Annotated in this window: 15 protein-coding genes and 1 tRNA gene; 14 read left to right on the plus strand and 2 right to left on the minus strand. The window is 56.7% G+C overall.

Features of this window, described 5'->3' with window-relative positions:
- The first annotated feature begins 1 nt into the window (after window position 1).
- On the plus strand, window positions 2-607 hold the full coding sequence (locus tag SADFL11_RS19040) for an alpha/beta hydrolase (RefSeq protein WP_008196337.1): 606 nt from the start codon (window positions 2-4) through the stop codon (window positions 605-607).
- A 5-nt stretch (window positions 608-612) separates the two neighbouring features.
- On the opposite strand, the gene SADFL11_RS19045 is transcribed toward SADFL11_RS19040, so the two are convergent.
- Complete coding sequence (locus tag SADFL11_RS19045) at window positions 613-1,572, minus strand: LysR substrate-binding domain-containing protein (RefSeq protein ID WP_008191087.1); 960 nt, start codon at window positions 1,570-1,572, stop codon at window positions 613-615.
- A 146-nt stretch (window positions 1,573-1,718) separates the two neighbouring features.
- Here SADFL11_RS19045 and SADFL11_RS19050 point away from each other — a divergent pair, with 146 nt between their 5' ends.
- From SADFL11_RS19050 to SADFL11_RS19100, 11 genes are all read left to right on the plus strand, one after another.
- Window positions 1,719-1,979, plus strand: coding sequence for a DUF1427 family protein (locus SADFL11_RS19050; protein ID WP_008188779.1), 261 nt, complete (start codon window positions 1,719-1,721; stop codon window positions 1,977-1,979).
- A gap of 16 nt (window positions 1,980-1,995) precedes the next feature.
- The gene (locus SADFL11_RS19055) at window positions 1,996-2,646 is read left to right on the plus strand and encodes a hydrolase (protein ID WP_040451099.1); all 651 of its coding nucleotides are present in this window, start codon (window positions 1,996-1,998) and stop codon (window positions 2,644-2,646) included.
- A 73-nt stretch (window positions 2,647-2,719) separates the two neighbouring features.
- A complete protein-coding gene (locus SADFL11_RS19060; RefSeq protein ID WP_050776012.1) occupies window positions 2,720-4,456 on the plus strand; it encodes an amidohydrolase in 1,737 nt (578 codons plus the stop codon).
- Between the two features lie 27 nt (window positions 4,457-4,483).
- Window positions 4,484-5,350, plus strand: coding sequence for an efflux RND transporter periplasmic adaptor subunit (locus tag SADFL11_RS19065; protein ID WP_040451097.1), 867 nt, complete (start codon window positions 4,484-4,486; stop codon window positions 5,348-5,350).
- Window positions 5,351-5,413: 63 nt separating this feature from the next.
- Window positions 5,414-7,030: an MFS transporter gene (locus SADFL11_RS19070; RefSeq protein WP_008189360.1), complete on the plus strand. Its 1,617-nt coding sequence runs from the start codon at window positions 5,414-5,416 to the stop codon at window positions 7,028-7,030.
- Between the two features lie 11 nt (window positions 7,031-7,041).
- A complete protein-coding gene (locus SADFL11_RS19075; protein ID WP_008195912.1) occupies window positions 7,042-7,494 on the plus strand; it encodes a (2Fe-2S)-binding protein in 453 nt (150 codons plus the stop codon).
- Entirely contained in the window at window positions 7,494-9,695 is a 2,202-nt protein-coding gene (locus tag SADFL11_RS19080) for a xanthine dehydrogenase family protein molybdopterin-binding subunit (RefSeq protein ID WP_008193986.1), read from the plus strand. Before SADFL11_RS19075 ends, SADFL11_RS19080 begins: the two co-directional genes overlap by 1 nt.
- A 377-nt stretch (window positions 9,696-10,072) precedes the next feature.
- Entirely contained in the window at window positions 10,073-10,840 is a 768-nt protein-coding gene (locus tag SADFL11_RS19085) for a substrate-binding periplasmic protein (RefSeq protein ID WP_008190402.1), read from the plus strand.
- A 201-nt stretch (window positions 10,841-11,041) separates the two neighbouring features.
- A complete protein-coding gene (locus SADFL11_RS19090) occupies window positions 11,042-11,629 on the plus strand; it encodes a MerR family transcriptional regulator (RefSeq protein WP_008189705.1) in 588 nt (195 codons plus the stop codon).
- A gap of 38 nt (window positions 11,630-11,667) precedes the next feature.
- Entirely contained in the window at window positions 11,668-11,874 is a 207-nt protein-coding gene (locus SADFL11_RS19095) for a hypothetical protein (protein ID WP_008196394.1), read from the plus strand.
- A complete protein-coding gene (locus SADFL11_RS19100; RefSeq protein WP_008190951.1) occupies window positions 11,858-12,946 on the plus strand; it encodes a tyrosine-type recombinase/integrase in 1,089 nt (362 codons plus the stop codon). The genes SADFL11_RS19095 and SADFL11_RS19100 overlap by 17 nt, the downstream gene beginning before the upstream one ends.
- On the opposite strand, the gene SADFL11_RS19105 is transcribed toward SADFL11_RS19100, so the two are convergent.
- Window positions 12,947-13,023 (minus strand) — tRNA-Arg (locus tag SADFL11_RS19105).
- A gap of 380 nt (window positions 13,024-13,403) precedes the next feature.
- Here SADFL11_RS19105 and SADFL11_RS19110 point away from each other — a divergent pair.
- Both SADFL11_RS19110 and SADFL11_RS19115 read left to right on the plus strand, forming a co-directional pair.
- A complete protein-coding gene (locus SADFL11_RS19110) occupies window positions 13,404-14,084 on the plus strand; it encodes a hypothetical protein (RefSeq protein WP_134853085.1) in 681 nt (226 codons plus the stop codon).
- Window positions 14,085-14,142: 58 nt separating this feature from the next.
- A complete protein-coding gene (locus tag SADFL11_RS19115; RefSeq protein WP_040452628.1) occupies window positions 14,143-15,594 on the plus strand; it encodes a M48 family metalloprotease in 1,452 nt (483 codons plus the stop codon).
- Window positions 15,595-15,621: the final 27 nt, after the last annotated feature.

Here is a 15,621-nt window from a genome sequence, read left to right on the forward strand (position 1 = left end):
AATGCCGACCAAACTCTATGAAAACTTGACCAAGGCCCCGGAGCCAGGCCGTCCGCTGATTTTTGCCTTCCACGGCACGGGTGGTGACGAACGGCAGCTGTTTCAGCTTGCTGGCCAGCTGGCCCCTGGAGTCGGCGTTGTCTCACCGCGCGGTGACGTCCTTGAAGGTGGCGCTGCGCGCTTCTTCAAACGCATGGCCGAAGGCGTCTACGACATGGAAGATCTGTCTCGTGCGACAGCGAAGATGGCGGATTTCATATCGGCGCATCGCGCACTTTACCCGGACTGTCCAGCCTACGGGTTCGGATATTCCAATGGTGCCAATATTCTGGCGGCTGTCTTTCTGGAGCAGCCGGACTTGTTCGACCGTGTGGGCCTTCTGCACCCACTGGTCACTTGGGAAATGCCGCAAGACCTTGATTTATCGGGGCGCAAGGTCGTGTTGACTGCAGGCCGGAACGACCCGATCACGCCTTGGCCAAAAAGTGCGCGTCTGATCGAAGATCTGCAACGAGCGGGCGCCGATATCGAGACTGATGTTCATGACGGCGGACATGAGTTGCGTGACAGCGAACTGGCTGCACTGGTGCGAGGCTTTGCAGACTGATGCGGTCAAGATTCAGAATGCAGAGCGTTGAGCGTCGTCAGAACGGCGGCTTCGTGCATTGCCCAATCGAAAAAGGCGGCGATGTCCGGGACGGTTTCCCGGCCTGGCCGGCAGCACAGGTAATACGACAGTCCCGAGGGGATGACCGGTCCGAAGGGGCAGGTCAGCCTTCCATCCGACAGCGCGCCATGCGCAAGCAGGGATTGGGCCAGCGCGATGCCAACACCAGAGGCCGCGGCGTCGACCACCTGGTCGGCAGCAAGAGGCTGGAACATCACCGAGTCTTGCCGGGTCGATTGGTCGGCAAGGCCCGCAACGTTGGACCAGCGTGCCCAGGCTGGTCGTTGCCGCTTCCTCATCGGATTGGCAACATGCAAAATGGGGGCTTTGTGCAGGTCGTCCGGGCTGCGAATGCCGCGCGCTGCGAGAAGTTGCGGGCTGGCAACAGGGATCAGAAGTTCGGTGTGCAATTTGATGCTGTGAAGATCGCTAGGCGCCGCATGGGCATAGCGGATGACTATATCCGGCCCATCTTCGGTCATTGCGTTCACACCGCCTTCAGTCTCGATGTTCACGAAAATGTCGGGTCTGAGCTCGGTGAATCTATGCAGTCGTGGCAACAGCCACTTGCCGATGATCGGCCCGCTGGAATTGATCCGCAGGCGGGTGGGCGTCTTGCCTGGACGGATAGCGTCAACCGCCTGGCGTATCGCCAAAAAGGCATCGCTCAGGACTGGTTGCAGCGCTTGACCATGGGGCGTGAGATGAACCGCCCGGATCTTGCGGGTGAACAGGATTACGCCAAGATCCGCCTCAAGTCCCTTGATTTGCTGACTAACTGCGCCGGCAGTCACATGAAGTTCGGTAGCCGCGGCTTTGAAAGACCCTCGACGGGCCGCGGCCTCAAAGGCGCGCAGACTGGACAGGGAAGGCAAACGGCTCAGCGGCATGATTGCGGCTTTCATGAGTTAGTTTTTCTAAACTGTAAGCCGAAATCTTCTGCTTTGTCCAGAAAAGATAACGCTCCACTTATGCTCCAGGAACATACGTACAACTACGTGAAAGGCGGGGTTTCTGGCATTCAGCTGCCCGCCTCAGGAGAACAAAGCGAATGACCTGGCAACCTTATGTCCTGTCACTGGCCGCCGGCATCGGAATCGGCGTGATCTACGGCCTGATTGCCGTGCGCTCGCCCGCCCCGCCGATCATCGCCCTGCTTGGCCTTTTGGGCATGCTGGCAGGCGAAGCCGCCGTCCAGTGGGTGCGCGGCCACAACGATGTGCTTTCCAACTGTCTTCACTCCAAGTCGTTCTCCGTGGCGAAATCTGACAATGCCACGGCGAAAGATACGCCCCCCTCTAGCAATACCTGAGAAGGAGACTTACCCCATGTCTAAACATGAAATGATTAGCCCGGAAAATGCAGCGCTTGTGCTGATTGACTTTCAACCGGCAATGTATCAGGGCGTTGAGAGCCACGACCGTTTGTCAGTGATGCACAACGTGCAGATCCTGGCCAAGGGTGCAAAGCTTTTCAACGTGCCGACCGTTATCTCCACAGTTGCCAAAGACAGCTTTTCCGGCCCCTTCATGCCGGAAGTGACCGATTTGTTCCCGGAAGTAGAGGTCGTTGACCGCACATCCATCAACTCTTGGGTGGATGAGAACTTCCGCAAGGCTGTTGCGGCCACTGGCCGCAAAAAAATTGTTCTGGCCGGTCTCTGGACGGAAGCCTGCGTAATGTTCCCTACACTGGATCTGCTGCGAGAAGGTTACGAAGTTTACATCCCTGCCGACGCCTGCGGCGACATCACACCCGAAGCGCATGAGCGCGCAATGAACCGTCTTATGCAGGCCGGCGCGGTGCCGATGAATGCACTGCAGTTCATCTTCGAGCTTCAGCAGGATTGGGCTCGCGGAGAAACCTATGACGGTGTCATGGATATCCTCAAAACGCATACGCCTTACGGTATCCAGGTCCGTTTCTCAAAGTGGGCACTTGGTGAACACGCTTCCGAGGCTGGTATCGCAGCCGAGTAACCCGGCAAGTCTTTTCCGTCCCGGCGGATGCCGGGACGGTCTTCTCTTTGGATGATTATCGAAAGGTGTGGTGATGGCGGATATGATCCTCTTTAACGGCAAGATCACAACGATGGATCCGGAACAACCGGAAGCAACGGCCATCGCACTCAAGGATGGATTGATCCTGGAGGTCGGTAGCGATGCCGGTATTCTGCGGCTGAAGATCGCCGGAACCGAGGTGATCGACCTGAATGGTCAGCGTGTCATCCCCGGCCTGATTGACAGCCACACCCACATCATACGTCAGGGCAACAACTTTGCGATGGAGTTGCGGTGGGACCATGTGCCGTCCCTGGCCGATGGTCTGGCAATGCTGAAAGCCCAGGCCCAACGCACGCCTGCGGGTCAGTGGATCCGGGTGGTCGGTGGTTGGTCGGCCGATCAATTCGCTGAAAAGCGCCTTCCGACCATTGACGAGATCAATGCTGCCGCGCCGGAAGTGCCGGTCTACGTTCTGCACCTTTATGACCGGGCCTGGCTCAACAAGGCGGCGCTGCGTGCCCTTGGCATCGACAAGCATTTTTATGAGCCGTTCGTCTCCGGCCGATTGGAGCGGGACGATCAGGGCAATCCCACGGGCCTGGCCATGGCGCGCCCGAACGCGCAGCCGCTTTACGCTCTGCTCGACATGGCGCCAAAGCTCGACTTCGAGCAGCAGATCACGTCGACCAAGCACTATTTCCGGGCCCTGAACGGGCTTGGCCTAACCTCGGCACTCGACTGCGCCGGCGGCTTTTTGAATTATCCGGATGACTACGGCGTTATCTCAGAACTGAACAAGCGCGGCGAGCAGACCGTGCGCATTGGGTATCAGCTTTTTGCGCAGAGGCCACTGTTTGAACTCGATGACTTTAAGCGCTGGAACGACATCGTCAAACCGGACCAGGGCAACGACTATCTAAAGTGCGTCGGTGCGGGCGAAATGCTCGTGGCATCGGCCTACGATTTCGAAGACTTTTCCTACCCGCGCCCCGAACTGCCGAAGCGCATGGAGGGGGATTTGCGGCCGGTACTGGAATTCCTCCTGGAAAACGGTTGGCCAATTCGATTCCACTGCACTTACGAAGAGAGTGCACATCGCCTGCTGACAGTTTTGGAAGAGGTTGGGCGCGACAAAGGTCTTGAGGAGCTCAACTGGATCTTCGATCACGGTGAGACCATTTCCGAAAGCACCATGGAGTGGGTGACGCGTTTGGGCGGCGGCATCAGTTACCAGAACCGTATCGCGTTCCAGGCTACGGCTTATCGCGACCGCTATGGTGAAGCTGCACTGAACGACGTCATGCCGGTCAAGAAGATGATGGCCTCCGGTGCGCCGCTTGCTGCAGGCACGGACGCAACGCGGGTGTCGTCGTACAATCCGTGGCTCGCGATCCACTGGGCCGTGTCCGGAAAGGGCCGTGGCGGTGATGTTATCTGGCAGGCCCAAAACCGCTTGTCGCGGCAGGATGCGCTTCAGCACTGGACTGCGGCCGGGGCATGGTTCAGCCGGGAGCAGGGCAAGAAAGGCCAGATCAAGGCCGGTCAGTTGGCAGACATTGCGGTTCTAGATCGTGACTATTTCGTGATCCCGGAGGACGAGATCATTGAAATCGAAGCTGATCTGACCTTCTCGGGCGGCAACATCGTCCACGCCAAAGGTCCGTTTGCCGAACACGCCCCGGCCCCGCTCCCCGAACTGCCTGACTGGTCACCCGTCCCCGTCTTCGGTGCGCCAGGTGCGTCTAAAGGCCGGTTAAGCGGGTCATCGCTCGTCGCTGCGGAATAGGCCTTTGGTGTGGGAGAGCAGAAAATCATGCTTGTTTTTCGGATGCATGGAATTGGCAAGGGTCGCGCTCTGCTACTGGCAGCGCTCTGCACTATTGGCCTGATGGTGTCTGCGGATGCTGAAACGCTCGAGTTCGATGGTCAGGTCGAGGCTGTTCATCAAGCCGATGTCTACAGCCGCGCTGAGGGAATCGTTGCCGAAGTACTGGTAGCGCAAGGGGATTCTGTGGATGCAGGAACGGTACTTGCGCGACTGCAGCAAGATGTGCCGAAGCTGAAGGTTGCTGTTTCGGAAGCCAGGCTTGCGCGGGCGAATGCACTGTTAGAGCAGGCTCACGGAAGGTTGGCGCGGATACAACGCCTCACGACATCCGGAACTGCATCAGATGTTGCACTTACGGAAGCGAAGACGGATCTCGTGTTGGCCGAGGCGGCTCAACGCGCTAAAAGCGCGGAGCTTTCACTTGCTCGTACGTCGCTCGACGATACCGTGATCCGAGCGCCAATTGCCGGTTTCGTCGAAGATCCTAGAGTTCGAGTGGGCGCATTGTTGGAGTTCAGCTCCGGAGACCCACCGATCTTTCAAATCGTGAATTTGGACCCAGTCCAGATTGTCTACGAAGTTCCATATAAAATCCGGTTGCGCCAAATGAAGGAATCCGGGGCTTCTACCGCCGACGAATTTCTTCAAACTGTCCGTTTGCAAGTCATGACGACTGATGGGGAACTTCTAGCCCGCGGGCTTGTTCCCACCGCGACAGCCGTTTGGGTGGAGCCTGATACCGGGACAATTCGCGTCTGGGCCACTCTGGAAAACAGCGCAGGGGTCCTGCGTCCCGGAATGCGGGTGCGTGTTTTGTCAGAGGTGATCAAAAGCGGATCGGCAACGCAGTAATCCGATTCTGAACCTCTAGATAACCGAAGTTCTCAAGCGTTTAACAGGAACAGGCCGCTTGCCATGTCGACACTCACTGATGCCAAACCGGTCGTATCCCCATGGTCACCATTTGGGTATCGCGCCTTTGCGTTGCTCTGGGTAGCCACCTTGATCTCCAACATCGGCACCTGGATGCACGATGTGGGGGCAGGCTGGCTGATGACGACGCTGAATTCCAGCCCTGCGATTGTCACACTTGTGCAAGCGGCAACGACGCTGCCGTTCTTTCTGTTTGCTTTGCTGGCAGGTGCCTTGGCAGACCGGCTGGACAAACGGCGTATGCTGATCACGATCAATCTCGTGTTGTTTGGGGTTATCTCTGTGTTGGCGTTGCTTGTGTGGCAAGAGCAGATGACGCCGGTTTTGTTGATTCTGTTCACGTTTGTGATCGGCACAGGCGCGGCCTTCATGGCACCTGCCTGGCAGGCGGTCGTGCCGCAACTCATCCCGCGCGAAACCCTTAAGCCAGCAATTGCACTTAACTCCATGGGTATCAACATCAGCCGGGCCATCGGACCGGCGCTGGCCGGTATCCTGATCGCCGGGGTTGGTCTGGCGGCACCTTTCGCACTGAATGCGGCCACACATCTGGTGATTATCGCGGCTCTTGTTTTCTGGCGGTCCGAAGCTGCACCTTCTCGTACCCATCACGGATCCATTTTATCCGAGATGGCGACTGGCCTGCGTCATGTCCGGTACAACGGCCCGATGCTCGCAACTCTAGTCCGCGCGGTCGCCTTCTTTGTGTTCGCATCGGCGTATTGGTCCTTGTTGCCGCTTATCGCTCGGGGTGTGGCTGACGGGGGATCAGAGCTCTACGGAATGCTTATGGCCTTGATCGGTGCAGGAGCTGTCACCGGCGCGCTGGTTCTGCCGCGTCTGACGGGTAAACTGACATCCAATCAGACAGTGCAGTTCGGCACGCTCGGTACAGCGGCTGCCCTGACGATACTCGCATTGTCGGCAGAACCCCTCGCCTTGATGGCTGCGGCCTTCCTTGGTGGTCTCAGCTGGATTGCCGTACTCACTTCATTCAACGTGTCTGCCCAATTGGCATTGCCCGACTGGGTCCGTGCCCGCGGTCTGGCCGTTTTCCTAATGGGGTTCTTCGGGTCCATGGCCCTGGGATCCATTCTGTGGGGTCAGATTGCGACTGCGACTTCGGTGCCGATCACGCTTCTCATCGCGGCGACGGGGTTGATTGCCGGAATGCTTCTGACGCGCAAGGTGGACGTCGGGCAGGCGGAGTCCCTGGATCTTTTCGCTGCAAACGCCTGGCCGCAGGCTCCAGCGTTGGATCCCAGCAGTTCGATGGATCAGCGTGCCATGGTCACGGTTGAATACCGGATCGCCGAAGCGGATCGCGCCGGTTTTACAGCCGCTCTTCAAATCTTCGCAAAAGAGCGCCTGCGCAATGGAGCCACACGCTGGGATCTTCACCAGAGCGTGGAGGACCCGGAGGTTTGGATTGAAAGTTTCCACCTGCCGAGTTGGGCCGAGCACCTGGAACAACACGCCCGCGTGACGCGTCATGATGCCGATTTGCAGCAAAGCGTGCGCACATTCGATATCCGCGAAAGCGGTCCTGTGGTTCGGCATTTTGTCGTGCCCCAGGCCGCAACACCGCAGCCAATCTAGGAGATTTTGGAATGACAAAGTTTATCCTGAACAGTCGCCCCGTTGAGTACACCAATCCGCCTGAAGAAATGCTGCTGTTGATCCTGCGCGATACGGCCAATCTGAAAGGGACCAAATACGGCTGTGGCGCAGCGATGTGCGGTGCCTGCACTGTCCACGTCGACGGAGAAGCCATGTTCTCCTGTCAAATGTCGCTTGCCGATGTTGAAGGGGCTGACGTCACCACGATCGAGGGTCTTTCTGAAGATGGGTCGCATCCCGTCCAGAAGGCCTGGATTGAAGAGCAGGTTCCGCAATGCGGCTACTGCCAGTCCGGCCAGATCATGCGTGCAGCTGCGTTGCTTGCGGAAAACCCGGAGCCAAGCCGCGAGGAAATCGTCGATACGATGAGCGCGAACCTGTGCCGGTGCGGCACTTACAACCGCATTTTCAAGGCGGTTGAACGGGCAGCGAAGGAGGCTTGATGATGACCAAAGCGAATGAAGCTCTGAACATATCCCGCCGCGGGTTCGTGAAAATGGCCGCAGGCTTGTCCTTTGCCATCGGTCTTGGCGGTGTTTCTGCGGTGCGTGCGGCGGCCTCCACTGAAACGTCCCTGGATGTCAATCATTGGCTGACGATCCGGCCCGACGGCACGATTTCCATCGTCTTTCCGTCAACGGAAATGGGCCAAAGCAGCTACTCGACCCTGCCGCAAATCCTGGCAGAAGAACTTGATGCCAATTGGGATGATGTTGTGATCGAGCAGCTGAATGCCGATGACCGCCGGTTCGGCAATCCCCTGTTTGGGAATGTGCTGTACACGGCCGGCAGCACGGGCGTGCAGGCCTATTTTGACCCGATGCGCCGCGCCGGCGCCCAGGCCCGCGACGTCCTTTTGCAGATCGCCGCGCGTGAGCTTGGCGTTTCAAAGGCAGAACTTCGAACCGGGCCAAGCGCCGTCGTGGCGCCGGATGGCACCCGCCTTGGCTACGGCGAGCTGGTTGCACGTGGCGCGGCCGGCACGTCAGTCCCGGAAGCAGATGCTGTCACGCTGAAGGAGCGATCCGAGTTCCGGATCATCGGCCACGATGTGCCGCGCCGTGATGTGGTGGCAAAGTCCACCGGAACAGCTGTTTTTGCGATCGATGTTGCATTGCCAAACATTGCCTATGCCACGGTCTTGCGGGCCCCGGTGGAGGGCGAACGTCCCTTGTCCATCAACGATGCTAAAGCGCGCGCCGTTCCGGGTGTTCTGGATGTCGTCGCGCTGCCGGATGGCGTTTCGGTCGTCGCAGAGAGCTTGTGGAGTGCCTTGGGCGCACGGTCCATGCTGGAGGTGACCTGGAGCGAGGACGCACCGGCCCGTGCCTTCAACAGCGAGGAAACGCTCCGGCTCTACGCCGAAGCTGCAGAAGATCCCGAAGCCGAACAGGCTGTATGGGCTGAAAACGGAAATGCGCCAGCGGCCATTGTAGCTGCAAACCAGACCTACAGCCAGCTCTATCTGTCCGACTACGCCTATCACGCGCAGATTGAGCCGATGGCTGCCGTTGCGAGTGTCGATGCTGACGGTCAGGGCGCCGAAGTCTGGGCCGGGACCCAAACACAATCCTGGACAACCCGGACGGTGATGGACGTCCTGGGCATTGAGCAAGACAAGGTGCGGCTCAACATGATGACCATGGGCGGCAGCTTCGGCCGACGGACAGCTTTCACGCAAGACTATGTGCGCGACGCTGTGCTCAGTTCAAAAGCGGTTGGACGTCCGGTGAAAGTCATCTGGACCCGGGAAGACGATGTCAAGAACGGCACATTCCGTCCCGCTGCGGCCCAAAGGCTGGAGGCCGGCCTGACGGCCGACGGCAAACTGGATGGCTGGCACCACAAGGTAGCAACGCCAACGGTGATCGGGTTCTTCAATCCGGTTCGATGGGACGCGGTCAAACCAAATGATGTGATCTCTATGCGCGGTGCGGAGAGCAAGTTCTACGGGATCAAGGATTTCCGGGCCGATCACATCATCACCCCGCGGCAGGCCCGTCTTGCCCCTTATCGGGGCATCGGGGCAGCCTACACAAGCTTTGCCGCTGAAGCCTTCATGGATGAACTCGCAGAACAAGCGGGCCGCGATCCACTCGACTTCCGGATGGATCTTGTCGCCGAAAACCCGCGCGGCCGTCATCTTCTGGAAAAGGTCGCCGAGATGTCAAACTGGTCTAATCAGGACGGCCGGGCCCTCGGGCTGTCCTTTGCGGGCTACAGCTCTTCAATGGCGGCAGGGGTTGCCGAGATCGAGGTGGATCAATCCACGGGCGATATTGCCGTGAAACACTTCTGGGCCGCGGTCGACGCAGGTCTGATTGTCTCTCCGGACAACGCACATAACCAGATCGAAGGCGGCATCATTTTCGGCATCTCGATGGCGCTGCGCGAAAAAATCGACATCGAAAATGGCGAGGTCGTGCAGAACAATTACTGGGATTATGAAATCGCCCGGGCGAACCAGATCCCGCCGATCGAGATCTATATGGCCGAGGTTGATGCGCCGCCGGTTGGCGTAGGAGAAGTCGGCACGCCGATGGTGTCGGCAGCGATCGCCAATGCCTTCCACCGGGCAACCGGCCGCCGCTTGCGGCACATGCCATTCACGCCGGATCGGGTCTCGGCCTTACTCCAATCTTAGGATCAACAGGCACCGGCCTATTTGGCTGGTGCCTAACAGGTTAAAAGAATTCAGTGCAGGGCATTTACGAGTCGAGCGTTCTAGCCATCCTGGGTCTTTAAGTGCGATTACGATTGCGCTCTCGTAAATGAGCGCTTTGATGCTCCGACGACATAAGAATTCTGCTCCATGAATTCGTAACGGGACTAAGGCGTGATCCTGATGTATTTCAATTGAATCGGTGCCCAGGATCGGTAAACCGTCGCACTCGCTAAGGTGCGCCGACAAACCAACAGGCACCGATGCCTTTCATCGGTCATGGGCCCTCGGCATTGAATTCAGTATGACAACGTCTTTTAATGTAGACCAATGTCTCGTTACGTTAGCGGAGCAAGCAGATGAAAGTTTTTCTTGTAACGCTTTTTGCCTACTTGTTTGTTTGCTCACCGGAAGCCAAATCAGTCGAAAGATTTGTTACGTCCGAGTTTCCGCCGTATGTCATTTTTGAGAACGGTTCTATATCGGGTATTATTCCCGAGATCGTCGAAGCAGCAGGTCAACGGCTGGGTAAACCAATTTCTGTAGAGATTGTGCCATGGAGCCGAGCTCAGATATTGGTAAATGCAAGCGGAGGTTCTGTAGCCACTGGCCCTCTTATCCGGACTTGTGATCGGGAATCCAATTTTACTTGGCTGACTTCCCTGCCTGAAGTTTCAAGTGAATTCGTATTGTTAGCCCGCGATCCAGCTCTCCTTGGTTTGGCTGAACCTGTTTTCAAAAAGCTGCGCGTCGGTCTTTTGGGTGGAACCGCTTATAAGAAAGACGTCAAATCAGCCGGTTTTAATAATATTATTGAGGTCGAAACCGAAATTCAAAACGGCAAGATGCTGGCTTTGGGACGGACGGATCTTTGGGCATCTCCTAGAGTGGTGGCGGAACGAATCTATGTCGAGCTCGGACACGACATATCCGATCTATACGTCGCAACAACACTCCGCAATGAGGTTATGTTCCTAGTCACATCCAAGGTAGCTGACGAAGTTTTTTTGGCTGCATGGCGTGGTGCCATGAGCCAAATAAGGCAAGATGGAACTCTTAAGCGCATTGTTTCCAAGTACCAGTCTGATTCTACTATTGACCGGCTCGTGAAACGCCCAGGCTGTTAGGATCAAACGCCAAATTGGGTAAGCCGGATTATTGATATCGAAAGCCATTATTTGCAGCCCGCATCATATCTAGGAAACTTCTATTTTCGACGGTGCTGCTATTAAAAGCCTGCATTAAAGGAATCGATGGACCAGAACTCGTAAAAGCCTCTCCTGAGGTTTTATCTTGACATCACTTAAGCCTCATGCGAGGTTTTTTGTGTGGGTAATCGAGTCGACATTGAAATTCCTGAGTACACCCAGGCGGACGTCATTCGCATCACGGCTGTGAGCGCGAAAACGCTCCAGAATTGGACAGATCCCAATCGGGGGATCCTGCGCCTTAGTCAGGACAGTGTCGGCAAGGGGCGGCGGCGTTTGTATTCGGAGCTTGATATTATGGCGGTGACCATGATCGCGCATCTGGGTGCGCTCGGGGTCTCACCAAACCTCGTTTCGCAGTTGTTTTATGAACGTGAAGCGAAGGTCAGTGACTGGTTCAAGTCAGCATTTCAAGACCCGGACAAGGAATACATTTGCCGGATCTTTTTCGATGCTGACGGCTTGTTTGCAAGATTGATTGCAAGCAGCGAAGACAATGACAGGTTCGCGTACGAGGAAGATTGGGCGGAACAGCGGTTCGCCTTCATTCAAGTCTCGCTGACACGGATTGCCTCCTTTGTGGTGTTCGGTATTCGCGACATAAGGTTTGAAGAAACGCCAGAAGACCAAAAAACCGAGGCCGAAAAGGCAATCTATTCCGCGAGCAAGGAATTGCTCGGAGATCGAAAAAAGGCAAAGCTACCTTAAGTTCCGCGTGTCGCTTGCCGGTGTATGGACAGGAAAAAATGGCGCAGCGTCACCAGAAACTCGGAACAGTAGAGGCAACCCGTTACCTCAAAGCGGTCAAAGAAGCGGGTTTCAAAAGGGGCCGGGTTATAAAGCATCCGGACGGCAGAATTGAACTCGTCGGTGAAGACCAGCCATCGACAAGAGCCTCTGCGCCGCTTTCGCCATTCGAGCAATGGGAAGCCAACCATGCGGACACACCTTAAAGGCATCAATATCATCCGTCGCAGGCTCGCAACCGGTGAAGTTCGAACCTACTATTACCATCGCGCCACAAATACGCGGCTCCAAGGTGAGCCTGGGTCTCCGGAGTTCTTAAGCAGCATCGCGGCAGCTGTTGAGCAGTGTCGGCAACGGGATGCCGGAACGTTGGGCGGGCTGATCCGTGAGTTTCAGCAAACGGCCAAATGGCGACGGCTGGCAGAAACCACACAAAATGAATACCGCAGAATTTTCAAGTTCTGGGAAGATCAGTATGGCACATGCCCTTATCCGGCCTTGGAGGACAAGGCTTTTCGACGGGCGGTCATCAAATGGCATGATGCGTTTTCTGAAGCCAAACCGCGTGAGGCGGACAATCGGGTAACAGTTCTCGCTCGTGTTCTGTCCTGGGCAACCAGGGACGGCCCCTTAAAACGTAATGTCCTAGATGGGTTCGAGCGGGCCTATCAGAGCGATCGTTCTGACAAGATTTGGCTGCCGGAACATGTCGAAGCTTTTATGGCAGTGGCGAGCCCGGAAATGAAGCTGGCGATGGTGCTCGCGCTGCACACGGGTCAACGCCGCGGAGACCTGCTTCAGCTGAACTGGAACAATTATGATGGCGAGCGCATCTCGCTCCGCCAGGGGAAATCACGGCGCGGCAAGATCGAAGGGCGCCTGGTCACAATTAAGTGCACCAGAGCCCTAAAAGAGACGCTGGATCACCTCCCCAAACGTTCAACACTCATTTTGACGACCAAGACCGGAAAGGCGTTCAAGAAACGCTACTTCGCCCTTCAATGGGAAAAGACATGCAGGGAAGCCGGGATTGAGGACCTGCACTTCCACGATATCCGTGGAACGACTGTAACGATGTTGTTCCAGGCAGGCTGCAATCTTGGCGAGATCGTATCGATCACCGGCCACTGCCTGCGACGAGCACAGGACATTCTCGACAAATATCTCGCCAGAACATCGACGATGGCCGACAACGCAATCGCCAAGTTTGAGAACGTTTTAGAAACAGATTCTGCAAAACACACTGCAAAACAGGATAGGCAAAACCATGCTAAGTAGTGGTGACCCCGACAGGATTCGAACCTGTGACCCTCAGATTAGGAATCTGATGCTCTATCCTGCTGAGCTACGGGGCCGATCATTTGCTCGAGTATCATGAATTATCCGGGATGGCGAGTGCAAAGGCAGGCGGGGTCGGATCGGCAGATATTTCTACCGGAAATCCGCTTCTGTCTTAGGTGCGCCGTATTTTCCGCTTAGCCCGAATGAGAGGTTATTTGGCAAGGTGCGCTGTCGGAGTTTTTTTCCTGTCTTTCAGGTCAGAAAACACGAGTGTGGGGCAATCGGAAACAAGGGAGGGCGCTGCGTCGTGGCTCGCTGGCAACGACAATTGTGGACGGGTGCAGTGGTTGCCGCGTTCTCTGTCTTCCTTGCTACCGGCGCTCATGCCGAATTTACCTCCTGTGTCTTAGAAAACGGAGTGCCTGTCCCGGTCGTTGAGACCGAGGAGGCTGGCGTGTTTTCAGACATTACCGGGCAGCAATATCACGCCAGTGATGTCTTGCAGGTTTCGACAAGTGGCCTGCCGCGCGCCGGATCATCCGTCAATCGATCCAGTTTTCAGGCATTGCCAATTGCTCCACAAAACCGCTGGCAAATGACACCTGCCATGATCGTGATGAATGCGAACTCCGCTCCGGCGTTGCTTCAAAAAGAACTTCTGGCGGCGGGCAAGGCGATTTTCATGCCGCAAGCCTCATTTGGTGCGTGTGCGAAGCTTCTTCGCAGCAGTGAACAAGCTGCGCGCCGGGCCGGGCGCGGTCTGTGGGGGCAGAACCGTGCTGCGCCGGTTTACTGGGCAGGCAATCCGGACCTGCTGCTGAAAGCTGCTGGAGACTATGTGATTGTCCAAGGCCGTATTGTTTCCCTTGGAAAAACCCCGCGCACCCGCTATCTGAATTTTGGAAGATACTGGAAAACGGATTTCACCGTGACGATCGCGCGTAGCGAAGAGGACGCGATCGCCATGCATCTTTCTGAGATCGGATTGTCATTTGAGGATCTTGCTCAGAAGGCTGTCGAAATTCGCGGTGTTTTGGATGTGAAAGATGGACCGCTCATGGCATGGTCTCATCCAGAGCAGCTGGTTGTTGTCGAGCAAAAAAGGGCAGGTCGTGACGGCCAAAACCGGGACTGAAAATTTGGCTTTTTTGCCGGTCTCTGCTCCAAAAAGTAGCGTGTCCGGTGAGCTTTATATGCGTTTCAAGGCGCGTTTGCGCATGGCCGTCCTTGCCGGCGCGGCCCTTGCGCTTGCCGGATGCCAATTGCTTGGCGATGGAACGTCGGTTGGAACTGTCGCGCCTGGCACTCTTCGGCCAAGCCTTGCAGCGGACATCGGGGCGCGGGAACATCCGCGAGTGGTGGCGACCTATGGTGGCGTTTACAAGGATCCTGGGGCAGAGCGGGCCGTTGCCAGCGTGGTTGGCCGTCTGGTTGCTGCTTCTCAAGATCCGTCCCAAAGCTACAAAATTACAATTCTAAACTCGCCGGCGATCAATGCCTTTGCGCTTCCCGGCGGATATCTTTACGTCACGCGCGGGCTTTTGGCCTTGGCCAATGACACGTCCGAAATGGCGGCCGTGTTGGCACATGAAATGGCTCATGTGACCGCCAATCATGCGATCAAACGGCAAGAGCGGGCAGAAGCCCGTGAGCTTGCAGATCAAATCCTGACCGATGTGGTCCAGGACACGGAAGTGGCGCGCAAGGCAATTGTCTCCTCCCAACTGTCCTTCGCGCGTTTCAGCCAGGTCCAGGAGCTTGAGGCAGACGCAATTGGTGTAAAAACTCTGGCAAAAGCCGGGTTTGATCCTTACGCGGCGGCCCGCTTTCTGCGGTCCATGGCGAAATTTGCGCAGTACCAAACGGCTGGCAAAGAAGGCAGTTCAGCGCCCGATTTCCTGTCTTCGCACCCGTCTACACCCGAGCGGCTTCAAATCGCTGTGCGCTCTGCGCGCCAAATCGGGGCTCCTGGTATCGGTGAGCGGGATCGCACACGGTACCTCAGCCAGATCGACGGCATGTTGTATGGAGATGACCCCCTTGAGGGGTTTGTGCGTGGAAGGTCCTTCCTGCACAAGGCGCTTGGCATCGGTTTCACGGTTCCGTCCGGGTATATTTTGGAGAACTCGCCGGAAGCAGTCCTTGCAAGCAACGGGTCCGGCACGGCGATCCGGTTTGACGGGGCTGACGTCAGCACCTATTCCAGCCTTGCCGATTACATGACGTCCGGTTGGATCAATGGACTGTTGCCGCAAAGTGTGCGCGAAATAACCATTGGTGGTCTGCCAGCCGTGACGGGGGCTGCGATCACACAAGGCTGGTCTTTCCGGATAGCTGTTGTCCGCATCGGCAAGACCGGGTACCGGTTCATCTTTGCAAGCCGGTCTCCGACGGATCAGTTTGATCAAGATTTCCGGAGAACGATTGAGAGCTTTCGGCAATTGACGCCGACTGAACGTGCGCGCCTGCGATCTCTGAGGATCAAGGTGGTGACCACTCAGGCCGGCGATACGCCACGCAAGGTGGCCGTGGGCATGAGCGGCGTCGAGCCGTCCCGGCGCCTGGAATTTTTCTCAATCTTGAATGATTTGAGCCCGAACGAAGCAATTCCGGCAGGGACTTCGGTCAAGCTGGTTGTAGACTGAGCATCTGAAGAACCACAATCAAAAAAG

Source organism: Roseibium alexandrii DFL-11 (assembly GCF_000158095.2).
Taxonomy (GTDB): domain Bacteria; phylum Pseudomonadota; class Alphaproteobacteria; order Rhizobiales; family Stappiaceae; genus Roseibium; species Roseibium alexandrii.